At 46.8% G+C, this 14,455-nt stretch carries 12 protein-coding genes; 10 read left to right on the top strand and 2 right to left on the bottom strand.

Annotated elements, in window-relative coordinates:
• Positions 1 to 27: 27 nt before the first annotated feature.
• The 5 genes from ACKKE8_RS28800 to ACKKE8_RS28780 all read left to right on the top strand — a co-directional run bounded on the left by ACKKE8_RS28800 (position 28) and on the right by ACKKE8_RS28780 (position 7,589).
• Positions 28 to 1,134, top strand: a complete 1,107-nt coding sequence (locus ACKKE8_RS28800) for a carbamoyl phosphate synthase small subunit (RefSeq protein ID WP_409176012.1) — start codon at positions 28 to 30, stop codon at positions 1,132 to 1,134.
• Positions 1,127 to 4,369, top strand: coding sequence for a carbamoyl-phosphate synthase (glutamine-hydrolyzing) large subunit (carB, locus tag ACKKE8_RS28795; protein ID WP_409176011.1), 3,243 nt, complete (start codon positions 1,127 to 1,129; stop codon positions 4,367 to 4,369). The genes ACKKE8_RS28800 and carB overlap by 8 nt, the downstream gene beginning before the upstream one ends.
• Complete coding sequence (gene argF / locus ACKKE8_RS28790; RefSeq protein WP_409176010.1) at positions 4,314 to 5,285, top strand: ornithine carbamoyltransferase; 972 nt, start codon at positions 4,314 to 4,316, stop codon at positions 5,283 to 5,285. The genes carB and argF overlap by 56 nt, the downstream gene beginning before the upstream one ends.
• Positions 5,286 to 5,716: 431 nt before the next feature.
• The gene (locus tag ACKKE8_RS28785) at positions 5,717 to 6,268 is read left to right on the top strand and encodes a DUF5317 family protein (protein ID WP_409176009.1); all 552 of its coding nucleotides are present in this window, start codon (positions 5,717 to 5,719) and stop codon (positions 6,266 to 6,268) included.
• A complete protein-coding gene (locus ACKKE8_RS28780) occupies positions 6,252 to 7,589 on the top strand; it encodes an HD-GYP domain-containing protein (RefSeq protein ID WP_409176008.1) in 1,338 nt (445 codons plus the stop codon). The genes ACKKE8_RS28785 and ACKKE8_RS28780 overlap by 17 nt, the downstream gene beginning before the upstream one ends.
• A gap of 28 nt (positions 7,590 to 7,617) precedes the next feature.
• On the opposite strand, the gene ACKKE8_RS28775 is transcribed toward ACKKE8_RS28780, so the two are convergent.
• A complete protein-coding gene (locus ACKKE8_RS28775; protein ID WP_409176007.1) occupies positions 7,618 to 8,157 on the bottom strand; it encodes a histidine phosphatase family protein in 540 nt (179 codons plus the stop codon).
• A gap of 276 nt (positions 8,158 to 8,433) precedes the next feature.
• Here ACKKE8_RS28775 and ACKKE8_RS28770 point away from each other — a divergent pair, with 276 nt between their 5' ends.
• Complete coding sequence (locus ACKKE8_RS28770) at positions 8,434 to 9,693, top strand: argininosuccinate synthase (RefSeq protein WP_409176006.1); 1,260 nt, start codon at positions 8,434 to 8,436, stop codon at positions 9,691 to 9,693.
• Positions 9,690 to 11,135 (top strand): argininosuccinate lyase, encoded by a 1,446-nt coding sequence (gene argH, locus ACKKE8_RS28765; RefSeq protein WP_409176005.1) that lies wholly within the window; start codon positions 9,690 to 9,692, stop codon positions 11,133 to 11,135. Before ACKKE8_RS28770 ends, argH begins: the two co-directional genes overlap by 4 nt.
• Positions 11,136 to 11,195: 60 nt before the next feature.
• Here the strand turns inward: argH and ACKKE8_RS28760 are convergent, their stop codons facing one another.
• Positions 11,196 to 12,107: an acetamidase/formamidase family protein gene (locus ACKKE8_RS28760; protein ID WP_409176004.1), complete on the bottom strand. Its 912-nt coding sequence runs from the start codon at positions 12,105 to 12,107 to the stop codon at positions 11,196 to 11,198.
• Between the two features lie 139 nt (positions 12,108 to 12,246).
• On the opposite strand from ACKKE8_RS28760, the gene ACKKE8_RS28755 reads away from it, so the two are divergent.
• From ACKKE8_RS28755 to ACKKE8_RS28745, 3 genes are all read left to right on the top strand, one after another.
• Positions 12,247 to 13,347 (top strand): endospore germination permease, encoded by a 1,101-nt coding sequence (locus ACKKE8_RS28755; RefSeq protein ID WP_409176003.1) that lies wholly within the window; start codon positions 12,247 to 12,249, stop codon positions 13,345 to 13,347.
• Between the two features lie 182 nt (positions 13,348 to 13,529).
• The gene (locus tag ACKKE8_RS28750) at positions 13,530 to 13,886 is read left to right on the top strand and encodes a hypothetical protein (RefSeq protein ID WP_409176002.1); all 357 of its coding nucleotides are present in this window, start codon (positions 13,530 to 13,532) and stop codon (positions 13,884 to 13,886) included.
• A gap of 19 nt (positions 13,887 to 13,905) precedes the next feature.
• Entirely contained in the window at positions 13,906 to 14,451 is a 546-nt protein-coding gene (locus ACKKE8_RS28745; RefSeq protein WP_409176001.1) for a hypothetical protein, read from the top strand.
• Positions 14,452 to 14,455: the final 4 nt, after the last annotated feature.

The following is a 14,455-nucleotide window of genomic DNA, read 5'->3' as shown; positions in this document are numbered from 1 at the left end:
GCCTATTGGAGAGGAGTGGCTTCATAGATGGATAGAGAGAATCAATCGTTAGGAACAGGATATTTAACGCTGGAGAGCGGCGAAGTTTTTACAGGAAAGCTGTATGGTGCCCCCATTAACGGATTTGGAGAAGTGGTTTTTCATACAGGAATGACAGGATATCAAGAGGTGATGACAGACCCTTCTTTTGCAGGGCAAATCGTTACCTTCACGTATCCCTTGATCGGAAACTACGGGATCAACGAAAAGGATTATGAGGCAGTCAAGCCAGCGTTGACAGGGATGATTGTCAGCGAGCTATGCACGGAGCCAAGCCATTACGAATCAAACATGACGTTGGCCCAAGCGGCAGAAGCCTTTGGATTCCCGATCCTTGCAGGGATTGATACGCGAACGATTACAAAGCGCGTCCGCCAAGACGGTACCGTATTCGGTGTCATTTCCGATCAGCCTATGCAGGTGGAGGAAGTTGTGTCCCTGCGCTACAAGCACGCCAAAAAATCCTTAGTTGCCAACGTATCCAGACAGCAGGTAGAGCGGCATCCGGGAACAGGCGAGCATGTCGTCTTGATTGACCTCGGCATGAAGCAATCGATTTTGGATGCACTTCTCGAACAGGGCTGCCGTGTCACGGTCGTTCCATTTGATACGAGTTTTGCCCAAATCAATGCTCTCGCACCAGACGGCTTGTTGTTTTCCAATGGGCCTGGCGATCCGGAGCATTTGCTTGCGTATTGCAACGAATGGCGCAAAGCCGTGGAGCAGTACCCGACATTAGGCATTTGTTTGGGGCATCAAGTATTGGCGTTGATGTACGGCAGCAAGACAGAAAAGCTCGCATACGGTCACCGCGGCAGCAATCATCCGGTCAAGGATCTGATGACTGGAAAAGTATATATGAGTTCACAAAATCACGGGTACGTGGTCAAGGAAGAGTCTCTGGATAAACGTCAGTTAACGGTTTCCTACCGTAATGTCAATGACGGTTCAGTCGAAGGATTGCGTCACGTCAGTCTGCCTGTTTTCAGTGTGCAGTTCCATCCGGAAGCACATCCAGGCCCTAGTGATACATCCCACATTTTTCACCAATTCTTGCAGTCGATGCGTGTAGTAGGAGCGAAGAGATATGCCTAAATTGCCACACATTCATAAAGTATTGGTCATCGGTTCTGGTCCGATCGTCATCGGGCAGGCAGCGGAGTTTGATTATGCAGGTGCACAGGCTTGCCTTTCCCTAAAAGAAGCTGGCGTGCAGGTCGTGCTGGTGAATAACAATCCGGCAACGATCATGACAGACGAACAAGTAGCGGACAAAGTATATCTGGAGCCGCTCACGGTGGAATCCGTGACAGCTATTATCGCAAAAGAGCGTCCCGATGGCCTCTTGCCTACGTTAGGCGGCCAAACGGGACTTAATCTTGCTGTTTCGCTGGCAGAAGCTGGTGTGCTGGAAAAGTACAGTGTGCAATTGTTGGGTACGCCGCTGGCTGCCATTCAAAACGGGGAAGACCGTGAGCTGTTCAAGCAATTGATGCAAAAAATCGGAGAGCCTGTTCCAGAGAGCGATACAGTCGAATCTGTAGACGCAGCAATCGAGTTTGCGAACGCTATAGGCTATCCCGTTATTGTCCGTCCTGCTTATACACTCGGAGGAGCAGGTGGCGGGATTGCGGGGGATGAAGCGTCCTTGCGAAAGGTTGCAGCCGGTGGCATTGCAGCTAGCCCAATCGGCCAGGTACTGATTGAGCGCAGTGTAAAAGGCTGGAAAGAGATTGAATACGAGGTCATGCGGGACGCAAATGATACCTGCATCATCGTGTGCAATATGGAAAATTTGGACCCAGTAGGTATTCATACGGGAGACAGTATTGTCGTCGCGCCATCTCAGACGCTGACAGATCGCCAGTACCAAATGCTGCGCAGCGTATCAACGAAAGTGATTCGTTCGCTTGGGGTAGTCGGCGGTTGCAATATTCAATTTGCGCTTGATCCGAATTCCGATCAGTATGTGCTGATCGAAGTAAATCCTCGTGTAAGCCGTTCAAGTGCGTTGGCGTCTAAAGCAACAGGCTATCCAATTGCACGGATCGCCGCCAAGCTCGCACTAGGTTACGGACTGGATGAGGTACTCAATCCAATCACGGGCTATACGTACGCTAGCTTTGAACCAGCGTTGGACTACATTGTTGTCAAAATCCCACGCTTCCCGTTTGACAAATTCCCGCTGGCAGACCGCAAGCTGGGGACGCAAATGAAAGCGACTGGCGAGGTCATGTCGATCGCCCGCAATCTGGAAGCAGGACTTTTGAAGGCAGTTCGTTCCCTGGAACAGGGCTGCACACATTTGACTCGACCAGAGCTGGCATCCTGGACGCGTGAGGAGCTTGCACATTCCTTGCAGGAAGCGACTGATATCAGACTGTTTGTTTTTGCCGAGGCGATTCGCAAAGGCTTTACAGAAAGTGAGCTGCACAGTCTGACTGGTGTCGATCCGTTTTTCTTGCGGAGCTTGCGTAAAATCGTGGACTTGGAAGTAGAGCTGTCTAGCCACGATTGGAAAGCACTGACCCCAGAGCTGTTGTTGGAAGCCAAGCGTCGCGGGTTTGCCGATGAAACCATTGCTTCACTGGTGGGTACTACACCTGCCGAAATCAAATCACTTCGTCAAGAATCGGGCATTACGCCTACTTATAAAATCGTGGACACGTGTGCAGCAGAATTTGATGCCCAAACCCCTTACTACTATTCGGATTGGCAAGGAGTAGATGAGGTCGAGTCACTGTCCGGCCGCAAAGTACTGGTACTTGGCTCAGGTCCCATTCGCATCGGTCAGGGTATCGAATTTGACTACTGCTCCGTGCATGCAGCCAAAGCGCTTCAGGCAAGCGGTATTGCGGCTGTCGTTGTGAACAACAACCCAGAGACGGTCAGCACTGACTATGAAACAGCCGACCATCTTTATTTTGAACCGCTTCACGTAGAAGACGTGCTGCATATCGCAGAACGCGAACAGGTGGAGGGCGTCATGGTTCAGTTCGGCGGTCAAACCGCGATCAATCTGGCAGCCAAGCTGGAGTATGCGGGGCTGAAAGTAATGGGTACGTCGCTTACAGCCATCGAACGCGCGGAGGATCGCGAGCTGTTCTACGACATGCTGCGCAAGCTGAACATTCCGCATATCCCCGGTAAAGGAGTATCGTCCTTGGAGGATGCGACCGCGATAGCGGAGGAAATCGGCTTCCCTGTTTTGATGCGACCTTCGTACGTCATCGGCGGGCAAGGTATGGTAGTCGTCCACGATATCGACGAGCTACAAGCTACCATTCAAGACTGGTTGAACCATCCGGACATGAGCATGTTTTTCCCACTCCTTGTGGATAAATACGTTCCAGGCAAGGAAGCAGAAGTAGATGCGGTATGCGACGGACAATCTGTCATTATCCCGGGGATATTCCAGCATGTGGAGAGAGCGGGCATCCACTCAGGCGACAGTGTAGCCTTGTTCCCGGCTCCTCAGCTGACGGATGACATCAAGGACAAAATTGCGAGCTATACAGAAGCAATCGCGAGGGAAATGGAAGCGGTTGGGTTAATCAATATCCAGTTTGTCATTGATGGCGAAACGGTTTATGTACTGGAGGTAAATCCTCGTGCTTCACGGACCGTACCGATTACGAGCAAAGTGACTGGCATCCCGATGGTTCAACTGGCGGTTCGCGCACAATTGGGTGAAAAGCTGTCGGAGATGGGCTACGGTACAGGGCTTTTGCCAGAGATTCCTTTTGCAGTCGTCAAGGCACCGGTTTTCTCCACGATCAAGCTGAACGGCGTAGATCCGGTACTAGGTCCAGAGATGAAATCGACGGGCGAAGTTCTCGGCTTGGGCCATTCTTTCGAAGAGGCAGCAGGCAAAGCTTTTGCTTTCAAAGACAATTTGTACGGTGACTGGGAAAAAGGTCAGTTGGTCATGATTTCTCTGGCAGATGGAGATAAGCAGGACGGTGTAAGAGAGTCGATTGGACAAATTCAAGCAGATGGCGCCAATCTGGCGGCGACTCCGGGAACGGCCGAGTGGCTTGCAGCCGAAGGAATTGTGGTGAAGCATGTCGTGGCAGATGAAGCGGCGTGGATCGAGCTGTTGCAAAAGGAAGAAGCGGCCTTCGCTCTCATTACTGCGACGAAAGGTAATCGTCAGGGCCGGACAGGATTTGCTCTGCGAAGCCGTATGGTACAACAAGGTGTGCCATTGTTCTCCGCTGTCGATACGTTCGAGTTATACGTGAAGTCTATTATGAAGAAAAGGGGTGGCTCGCATGCAGCCAGTGAAGATATTGGAACACTTTCAAAACTTGCCGTTACAAAAGCATAAAGGAAAAGATTTCTTACGCGTCGATGAATTCAACGGGGAAGAATTGATGGAGCTGCTCCATCTGTCTGCTCACGTCAAGCAATTGCAAAAGCTGGGACAGCCATTCCAGCCTTTGCAAGGCAAGACGTTGGGAATGATCTTTGACAAGGCTTCGACCCGTACGCGCGTCTCCTTTGAAGTAGGGATGCATCAGTTGGGTGGCCTGGGGATGTTCATGAGCGGAAAAGAGCTACAGCTCGGACGCGGGGAGCCGATCAGCGACACAGCAAAGGTTCTCTCTCGGTACGTGGATGCCATCATGATTCGCACCTTTTCTCACTCATATGTAGAAGAGCTTGCTGAGCACGCGTCGATCCCGATTATCAATGGCTTGACCGATCTGTACCATCCATGTCAGGCGTTGGCTGATCTGCTGACGATCTGGGAGCACAAAGGCAAGCTGAAAGGAGTCAAGCTCGCCTATGTAGGAGACGGCAACAACGTGGCGAACTCACTGGTGCTGGGCGCAGCACTGCTAGGCCTGGATATGCGGGTCGCGACTCCAGCAGGCTACGAAATGGATGCAACAATTGTCGCAAAAGCTACAGGGTACGCGAAACAAAGCGGTGGAAAAATGATGGTGACCACCGATCCGATAGAGGCTGTCATGGGGGCAGATGCAGTATACACGGACGTTTGGACTAGTATGGGTTTTGAAGAAGAAAATGAGGTGCGATTGAAAGCATTTGCCGACTATCAAGTGAACGAAAAATTGGTAGCAGCGGCAGACCGTGATTATCTCTTCTTGCACTGCTTGCCAGCACATCGTGGGGAAGAAGTGACAACCGGGGTCATCGACGGATTGCGCTCTGTCATTTTCGATCAGGCTGAAAATAGATTGCACGCACAAAAGGCGATATTGGCGGCGCTGGTGTGAAGATAGTTCTAGTTAAATAGAACTAGCTGTAATTAAATCGAATAGACTATGAATCTATGATTGCCGAATTTTGTCACTTATGTGTAAAATAAAGGTAGGAAAGAAGCAAGGAAGTACGGACTGTATCTGGTCGCTTGGTCCGTATGGAGCCAGTAGCGAATCCAACCTTTTCCATAATGGAAAAGGAAAGGGGAGCAGGGGCTGTACTTGGTCGCTTGGCCTCTGCATCACGGACAGTAGCGAAGCCAGCTTTCTCCACTATGCCTGAAGGGGGGAAAAGAAAATGAAAAAATGGTTCGCGGCAATTATGATGGTGGTAGCAATCGTAGCAGCTACTTCTGCAAACTTCCATATTGGATAAATAAGCGTATTGGAGAAACAAACACCGCTTGGCTGAGTGGTGTTTTTTCTTCAAGCTTGGAGGAAACAACATGCTATTGGATGTAATTGCCCTATCTTTTCTCGTAGCATTGCTGCGAGGGGGAAGAATCAAGGAATTTCCCAAATTCAATCAATTAAAACTTCTTATCGTTACCATACTGCTCCAGGCTTGTGCAGTCTTCTTCCCTACAATCGGTGGCATTTTCATATCGATCGCGTATATGTTTATTTTGGCTTTCCTCGTTTTTAATCGAGAATTTGAAGATATGCGGATATTTTTAATCGGCTGGTTTCTGAATGCGATTGCAATTTGGTCTAACAATGGAAAAATGCCAATCGATTTAGTCCAAGCAGCAAAGCTACCTTATGATTTAGAGCCGGTTATAAACGGAACGAATTTCAAGCATAGTGTATTGACGGAAAGTTCAAATTTTCCGTTTTTGACGGATGTCATCTACATGCCATCTATCATTCCGCGGATTATTAGCATCGGCGATATTTTTATTATGTTAGGCGCCTTTTTACTTGTTCAGCGATTGATGAATAAACCTATTTCATTACTACAACTTCGCGAAGGTAAAAGTTATGCGACAAAAAACTGATTATGCAATTTGGATAAAGGGGATTGTTGTACAGGTTGGATTTGTCATTGCAGCAATCTATATTTTTTACACATCTTCATCTGAATGGGCTGTTCGTGAGCATTGGGGGGTATTATCTACCTATACCCTATTGACCATTTTTTCCTGTTTTGCTCCCGTGCGTATATCAAATACGATTTTAACAGTGAACAATGCTGTAATCTTTTCGGGTATCTTGTTGTACGGAGTATGGGTCGGAGTATGGGCTGCTGTTATTGAATCTTTAATTATCGCTTTCCTGGTAAGGTTTAATCCGCTAAAAGCTATTATTAACATTGGGCAATTGTTAATGACTATATGGACAGTAGCGTTTTTGAAGGATTGGATCGAAAGCTTCGGAACCGTCTCTCCTATTATTAGCGATTTGTTTTTGGCTGTTGTCTATTGGTTTGTGAACCTGACTTTATGTGGATTGGGTATCTCTTATTTTCATCAAATGACCTGGGCGCGAACCGTAAAGATGATGGCAAAAGGCTTTACCTCCACTTACTTGTTGCTTTTAATTTTAGCCGGAGTAGGTTCACGATTAGTAGAGTCATATGGCCCGCTAACACTAATTCCTATGATGATTGCGTTTATTACGATCAGCTACGTATTTCATCATTACTATGACAACCTTCAAAGGCTTCAGCAAAAAGTAGAAGAGGTCAAATCTTTTAATCACAACTTCTTAACGACGATGGCTGCTTCCATTGACGCACGAGATCGATACACAAGTGGACATTCTCAGCGTGTAGCTTACTGGGGAAGAGAAATTGCGAGAGATATTGGTTTATCCGAACGAAAAGTGGAGGATGTTTATATCGGGGGAATCCTGCACGACATTGGAAAAATTGGCATCGAAGACGAAATTCTCAATAAAAAAGGAAAGCTCACCCCGGAAGAGTACGACAAGATCAAGCAGCACACGGTCATTGGCTACGAAATTATTTTGCAAGCAGGGATGTTCAATGAATTGCTTCCTGCGATCCGCTCCCATCATGAGCGAATAGACGGAAGGGGATACCCGGATGGCTTAGCCGGGGATAAGATTCCACTGATGGCGAGAATTTTAGCCATTTCAGATGCTTTCGATGCGATGGTCGCGGACAGGCCTTATCGAAAAGGACTGCCTGTGGAGGAAGCGCTTCAAGAAATCAGACGGGGCTCCGGTACCCAATTTGATCCGATATTGGCGGAGCATTTTATCAGAATCGTTCAGCGACTGCCATACGACGAGTTGCAGAGCATTATCGGAATAGAGTCCATCCCACAAAAACAGTTACAGGAGGCAATCAGATGAGCTGCCCCTTGTAACTGTTTTTATTCGTTTACGACCATATGCGCACGAGCTCTTTGGTTTCTGAATGGCAGGTAAGCTTGAATACATCTGGATTGCTTAGTTTCTCCCAATCGTGAAAGTCAAAGCGGTCATCCATTGATTTCATGAGCAAGGCTAGCAGGCATCCGTGGCTAACAAGCACGATTTCTTTATGCGCATCTGCCAAAATCTCAGTGAGCAACGAATTTGCCCGGTTGATAGCAGTAAGGCTGGATTCGCCCCCTTCGAATTCAAGCGTCAGGTCATCGAACGTATCTCGCAGTCGCTCGAACCAATCTTCACGTGGTACTCCGCTAAGGACGCGCTCAACCAAACGCGTGTCTTCTTCAAGCACGATTCCGCGCTCCTGTGCAAGAGGCTGGATGGTAGCAATCGCCCGATGATACGGACTCGAAATGATTCGATCAATGGGGGAACCAGCGAAGAAGGTGGCAAGCTCTCGAGCTTGTACTTCTCCCTTTTCCGTGAGCGGGGCTTCGGGTTCTTGGCCAGCAGCCTGACAATGACGTACCAGATAAATTGTTTTCATAATCCCTCCAACAGACTTCTCCTATGTAATTCCTCCTTTCACTCATTCTCTATCTGGGATAAGTTTCCCTTTCAGTTGCGCAACGTTTATGCATAAACAGATGATGAGTATGCATAAAAACAAGATACTCTTTATGCGAGAAATGTATAATTTCTGTGCATCCCCGTTTTTGTCTGCGAATTCACAAGAAATACACAAGAAAAATAGTTGTATTTTTATTAGTTCGTTTGTATAATTACTCGCATAAGAGAAACTTCGAAACGGGGAGAGAGAATGATGGCAAAAGATAAAATTGTGTTGGCCTATTCAGGCGGTTTAGATACATCGGTAGCAATTAAATGGCTACAAGATACGTATAACTACGATGTCATTGCAGTTGCATTGGATGTGGGGGAAGGGAAAGACCTTGATTTCGTACAGAAAAAAGCATTGCAGGTAGGGGCATTGAAATCAATCGTAGTGGATGCAAAAGATGCATTCGCAGAGGAATTCGTATTGCCAGCTCTGAAGGCAAACGCCATGTACGAAGGGAAGTATCCGTTGGTGTCTGCACTGTCGCGTTACCTGATTTCGCGCGTGCTGGTTGAAATCGCGGAAAAAGAAGGCGCGGTAGCTGTCGCACACGGTTGCACAGGAAAAGGAAACGACCAGGTACGTTTCGATGTTTCCTTTACAGCGCTGAACCCGGATATCAAAATCGTGGCGCCGGTTCGGGAATGGGGCTGGACGCGTGACGAAGAGATTGAATATGCGAAAAAGAACAATATCCCGATCCCGATCGATCTGGACAATCCATACAGCATTGACCAAAACCTGTGGGGCAGAAGCTGCGAGTGCGGTGTTCTGGAAGATCCATGGGCTGCACCTCCAGAAGGAGCATACGATTTGACGAAGTCGATCACGGATGCACCAGAAGAGGCAGAAGAAATCGAAATCACTTTCGTGCAAGGGAAGCCAACTGCATTGAACGGCGAAGAGCTCCCACTGGCTGAGCTGATTCTCAAGCTGAACAAAATCGCTGGAAACCATGGTGTAGGCCGTATCGACCATGTGGAAAACCGTTTGGTGGGCATCAAATCTCGCGAAGTCTACGAGACACCGGCTGCGACTACTTTGATTTTGGCTCACCGTGAGCTGGAGTTCTTGACGCAACCACGTGAGGTTGCTCAATTCAAACCGATTGTCGAGCAAAAACTGGCGCAAGTGATTTACGAGGGTCTCTGGTATTCGCCAATTCGCAATGCTGTCCAGGCATTCATTGAAGAGACGCAAAAATACGTAACGGGTGTCGTACGTGTGAAGCTGCACAAAGGACATGCGATCGTTGTAGGCCGTACCTCTGCATCGTCTCTCTACAGCCATGAGCTGGCGACTTACAATGCAGGTGATCAATTCGACCACAAAGCAGCACTCGGTTTTATCAAGCTGTGGGGTCTGCCTACAAAGGTATACGCACAGGTAAACGAGGGTGTACTGCACGAGAATAAAAACACTGCCATTAAGATTTTGGATGAAAAGGATGCGATCAAGCAATGAAACTCTGGGGAGGACGCTTCACGAAGCCGACGAATCAACTCGTAGAAGAGTATACCGCTTCTATTTCTTTCGACCAGAAAATGTGGCGACAGGACATCGTCGGAAGCCTAGCTCATGTTGCCATGTTGGGCAAGTGCGGCATCCTGCCGATGGAGGAAGTAAGACAGATCATCGCTGGCTTGAAAAAGGTAAAAGAGAAAATTGAGCGCGGGCAAGCAGAGTTTCTCGTTGCACACGAAGATGTGCATATGAATATTGAAAAGATGCTGATTGAAGAGATCGGTCCGGTGGGGGGCAAACTCCACACCGGCCGCAGCCGCAATGATCAGGTTGCGTTGGATATGCACCTGTACCTCAGAGAAAAGCTGATGGAGATTATCCAATTGGCGATGTATTTGCAAGAGGCATTGCTTGAGCAAGCGAGCCAGCATCTCGATACCGTCATGCCAGGCTATACACATTTGCAGCGTGCGCAACCAGTATTGTTTGGCTATCACCTGATGGCGTATGTGTCCATGCTGCAACGCGATATCGAACGGATGACCGAGACGTGGAAGCGTGTGAATGTGCTGCCGCTCGGAGCAGGTGCTCTCGCAGGTACGACATTCCCGATCGACCGCACGTTTGTAGCGGAATTGCTGCAATTTGACGGTATCTATCAAAACAGCATGGATGCAGTGAGTGATCGTGATTTCATCGTCGAATTTTTGGCGGACGCTTCTTTGGTCATGACCCATCTTTCCCGTTTGTGCGAAGAGCTCGTCATCTGGAGCAGTCAGGAATTCTCCTTTGTGGAACTAGACGATGCATTTTGCACGGGGTCCAGTATCATGCCACAAAAGAAAAATCCTGATGTAGCAGAACTGGTTCGCGGAAAAACAGGGCGTGTTTACGGCAACCTGTTTGGATTGTTGACCGTATTGAAAGGTTTGCCGCTGGCGTACAACAAGGACATGCAAGAAGATAAAGAAGGCATGTTCGATACGGTAGCGACCATTCATGGTGCGCTAGCTTTGCTCACGCCGATGATCAAGACGATGCAAGTCAAAGCAGATCGCATGCGTCAAGCAGTTACCAACGATTTTTCCAATGCGACAGACTTGGCAGATTACTTGGTTCGTAAAGACATGCCGTTCCGTCAAGCGCATGAAGTCGTAGGGAGAACCGTCTTGTACTGCATCGAGCAGCAAAAATATCTTCTCGATCTGACCTTGGAAGAATTCCAGAGCTTCTCAGAGGATATTGGGGCAGATGTGTATGAAGCTCTAGCTGTTGAGACAGTTGTCAATGCACGCAACGTGCTGGGTGGGACCGCTCGTAATCAGGTAGAAGTACAAATTGATTGGTACCGCAAGCAACTGGTAGAAACACATGCCTGGGTAGACAAAAACAGTCAAAAGGTCATGATTGAATCCCTAATCGATGTCGGTTCACCTGCATAAATACGTACATGTAGGAAAAGCAAAAACCCCAAAGCTTTGGGGTTTTTTTGCGTTCCATCCTTATCTACCGGCTATTTTCAAATCAAAGCCTAATGAAGTTGCGTACGCAAGAGGCAACTCCATGCGGGCTGTTTTTAAAGGATCGACGACCTGACAGATACGCAAATCTCCCGCAGCGGAGAGCAGGAAGGTGGCTTCGGCCTTTTCTACGCCCAGCTCTTCGTGTAGAAATTGTACCATGTTGATGACCGCTCGATCCGCAGCCTTGTCCAGCTCTTTTTCCGACGCAATTGTGATCAGGTGCTCTTGGTTAATTGCCATCGGTAACGGCCACTGCTTTCCTTTTATCACATCGAGCTTTACAGTTACTTCTCCTGCAATTTCCACACCACATACAGCTACTTCACCGTCAGCCATTGCAGCATGAAGGTCACCCAGGGCAAATAATGCGCCGGGAACATTTACGGGTAAAAGCAATGTCGTACCTTCACGCATTTGCTTGCAGTCCATGTTGCCGCCGTGATCGCCCGGCGTACCGCATGAAATGGCTTCTTTGGCAGGAGCTGTTCCAATTACGCCAATCATGGGATTGATCGGAACCTGAAGCTTGTCTGACAATACAGCTTTTCCATCTTGGATCGGAATCATTTTAATCACATTTTCTTGCAGGTCGAATCCCATTACACCCAGTTCTGGACCAGTAACCATTACGCCTTGGTTTTTAATCCCAATTTTCTGAATATGAACAGCCAAAATATCGCCTGGTTCTGTTCCTTCTATATAAATAGGACCGGAAGCAGGGTTGATCCGATTCCAATCAAGCTCCTGAAACACGGTGTCAGCCGATTGGATTTGGTCCTCGAAGCAATCGCAGGTTTCAAATGTTACGATACTGCCTGCTTCCACCTTCAAGACCGGCTGATTCTCAGGAGACATGGCGTAAATCACGTCCTGCTTTTTTACTCTGTACATGTTTGCAGTCCTCCAGTCCATTTCGGAATTTACATATATTTCTTTATCATAGCATGAAATGCCTATGTGTTTAGCGCCGAATCATGGAGGAAATAATTGTACAAAGGGATCGAAGGCCTAAAGAGAGCAGGGAGCAATCATGCAAGAGAGCTACAAGATCAGTCCCCGTCAACTATTGATGCTCGTCACCCTTGTTACGATTGGTGACTCCGTTCTCGTCCTGCCTGGCATGACGGCTACATTCGCTAAACAGGATGCGTGGATATCCGTCCTGGTCGGGCTTGTGGTGGGACTGCTCAATATTGTCTTACTCATAGCTGTGGGGAAGCTTTATCCGAATCAAAGCTTTTTCACCTTCGTTGATGAAACTGTCGGGAGAGTACTGGGAACAATCATTATTCTTTCGTTTATAAGCTATACCTTGTTTTCAGCAGGGGCGCATGTGATGGAAATTGGCGACTTTGTTGGCACGCATCTATTGGTCTCTACTCCAAGATTTGCGATACAGCTATTATTTGTCATTGTGATTATGTTTGGCGTCAGATTGGGACTGCAAACCGTAGCTCAATCGGCAGAGATCTACTTTGTCTGGTTCTTTTTCTTTTTTGGTTTACTCATGATTACTTTACTTCCACAGGCGGAAATGTCGAGAATTCAACCTGTATTTGAAAATGGGTGGAGGCCAATTTTGCAGGGAGCTACTGCGGCAATTGCCTTTCCTTTTTCAGAGCTGGTCGTTTTTATGGCGGTTCTTCCGTTTGTCTCGCCCATCCAAAAACGGATGAGATCTTTTTTTCTGGGGACGTTGCTTGGGGGAATTGTGCTGTTCATCATCATGTTGATGTGCATCCTTGTTTTGGGGGCAGATCAAACCGCGCGGCATTTTTATCCGACCTATGTCCTGATCAAACAGCTGAAGCTCGGGGATTTCATTCAGCGGCTAGAGGCGATTATCGCGGTGATCTGGTTTATCGCGGTGAGCGTCAAAATTACACTGTATTGCCTGTTTTTTCATTTGGGAATCCGTCACGTCTTTCGAATCGACAACTTCAGGGTTCTAATCTTTCCGTACATCGTTTTGCTCATGGTGATGTCCACGATTTTCTCACCCAATATTGTCGTCTTTGGCGCCATCATTACAAAGTATTGGCCATTCTATGATTTTACCTACAGCATCGGTGTACCGTTGGTGCTGCTATGCGGAAATCTTATTCGGAAAAAATGGCTGAATCAAAACTGACGATGTCTAAAGAAAGCCGCACTCCTTAAGGGAGTGCGGCTTTCTTGGGTCGTTTTACAGGCGAGAATTATATGAAATAGAGTAATGTTGGTAAAATATTACATTTACAATAATCGCAACATGATATAAAATGTAAATTAAGGTAAAAAATGTAAAAAGGAGAGAATTAGATAAAAAGAAAATTGTTTTTTACAGTTGCTTCCTCTCTGTTAGCTGTTACCGCAGTATCTTCAGTTGCATTTGCTGCCTTAGGGTTTAAATCGAGTCAGACTTTTACAGTAGTATCTGCAACATATGATGACAAATATATGAGTGCATTAGGAAGAACAGAAGGGAATTCCGATACAGTTAAGGCGAAGGTCTATGTAGAGATTTATAAAGATGGTAAGTTTCAAGATAGTGCTGTAGATGAAAGAGATGGAGAATGGGCAGAAGCCCAAGTTGATGTAACTTACGGAAAAGGTAAATATACTGCAAAGTCTAACCACAAAATTTGGGACGCAGCAGGAAAAACCAAGACGACCACTACTAAAGGGTAAAACAATATGAAATAGAGATATGGAAAAGGAAAAATTATTTGGGTGGAATGTATTCACTCTCTCTGTATGTATTACTCTTGCTGCTGTTGCATCTTTAATTTTTCTCCATGTAAATTCTTTGAGCGTAGAAGAGGCTCTTATTACACAAGAAAAAAAGACATATATGAGGGACAAGCGATCTAAAGAAATTAATGATATGCTTGAGCAATCTTGGCAGAATGCGATCAATATTTTTGCGTTGAATAAGGATGATTTTGGAAAATTTGATTGGTTCGATACCGATCATATAACTATGAATCTGCAGGAACCAGAGAGTACTTATTTTTCCGAAGATTTAACTAATGCGCTTAATAGTGTACGGAAACCAGGTGATCTTGTTCCAGTGGTGTTGACCACATCTAGTCTATCAGAGGTATATATTCTTTTTCAGAGAGAAGAAGGAAATGGAAATTTTGTTAAGATGAAATTAGTTTCATATATTGAGAAAGAGAAAATTAAACAGGATCAGTTGAATGCTAGAAACTGGAGGATATCTTCAATAGAAGAAAAATATCCAAGTGGATAGTAAT

It is taken from the genome of Brevibacillus fortis (genome assembly GCF_046196545.1).
Lineage (GTDB): Bacteria > Bacillota > Bacilli > Brevibacillales > Brevibacillaceae > Brevibacillus > Brevibacillus fortis_A.
This window is presented reverse-complemented; position numbering and strand designations above follow the sequence as displayed.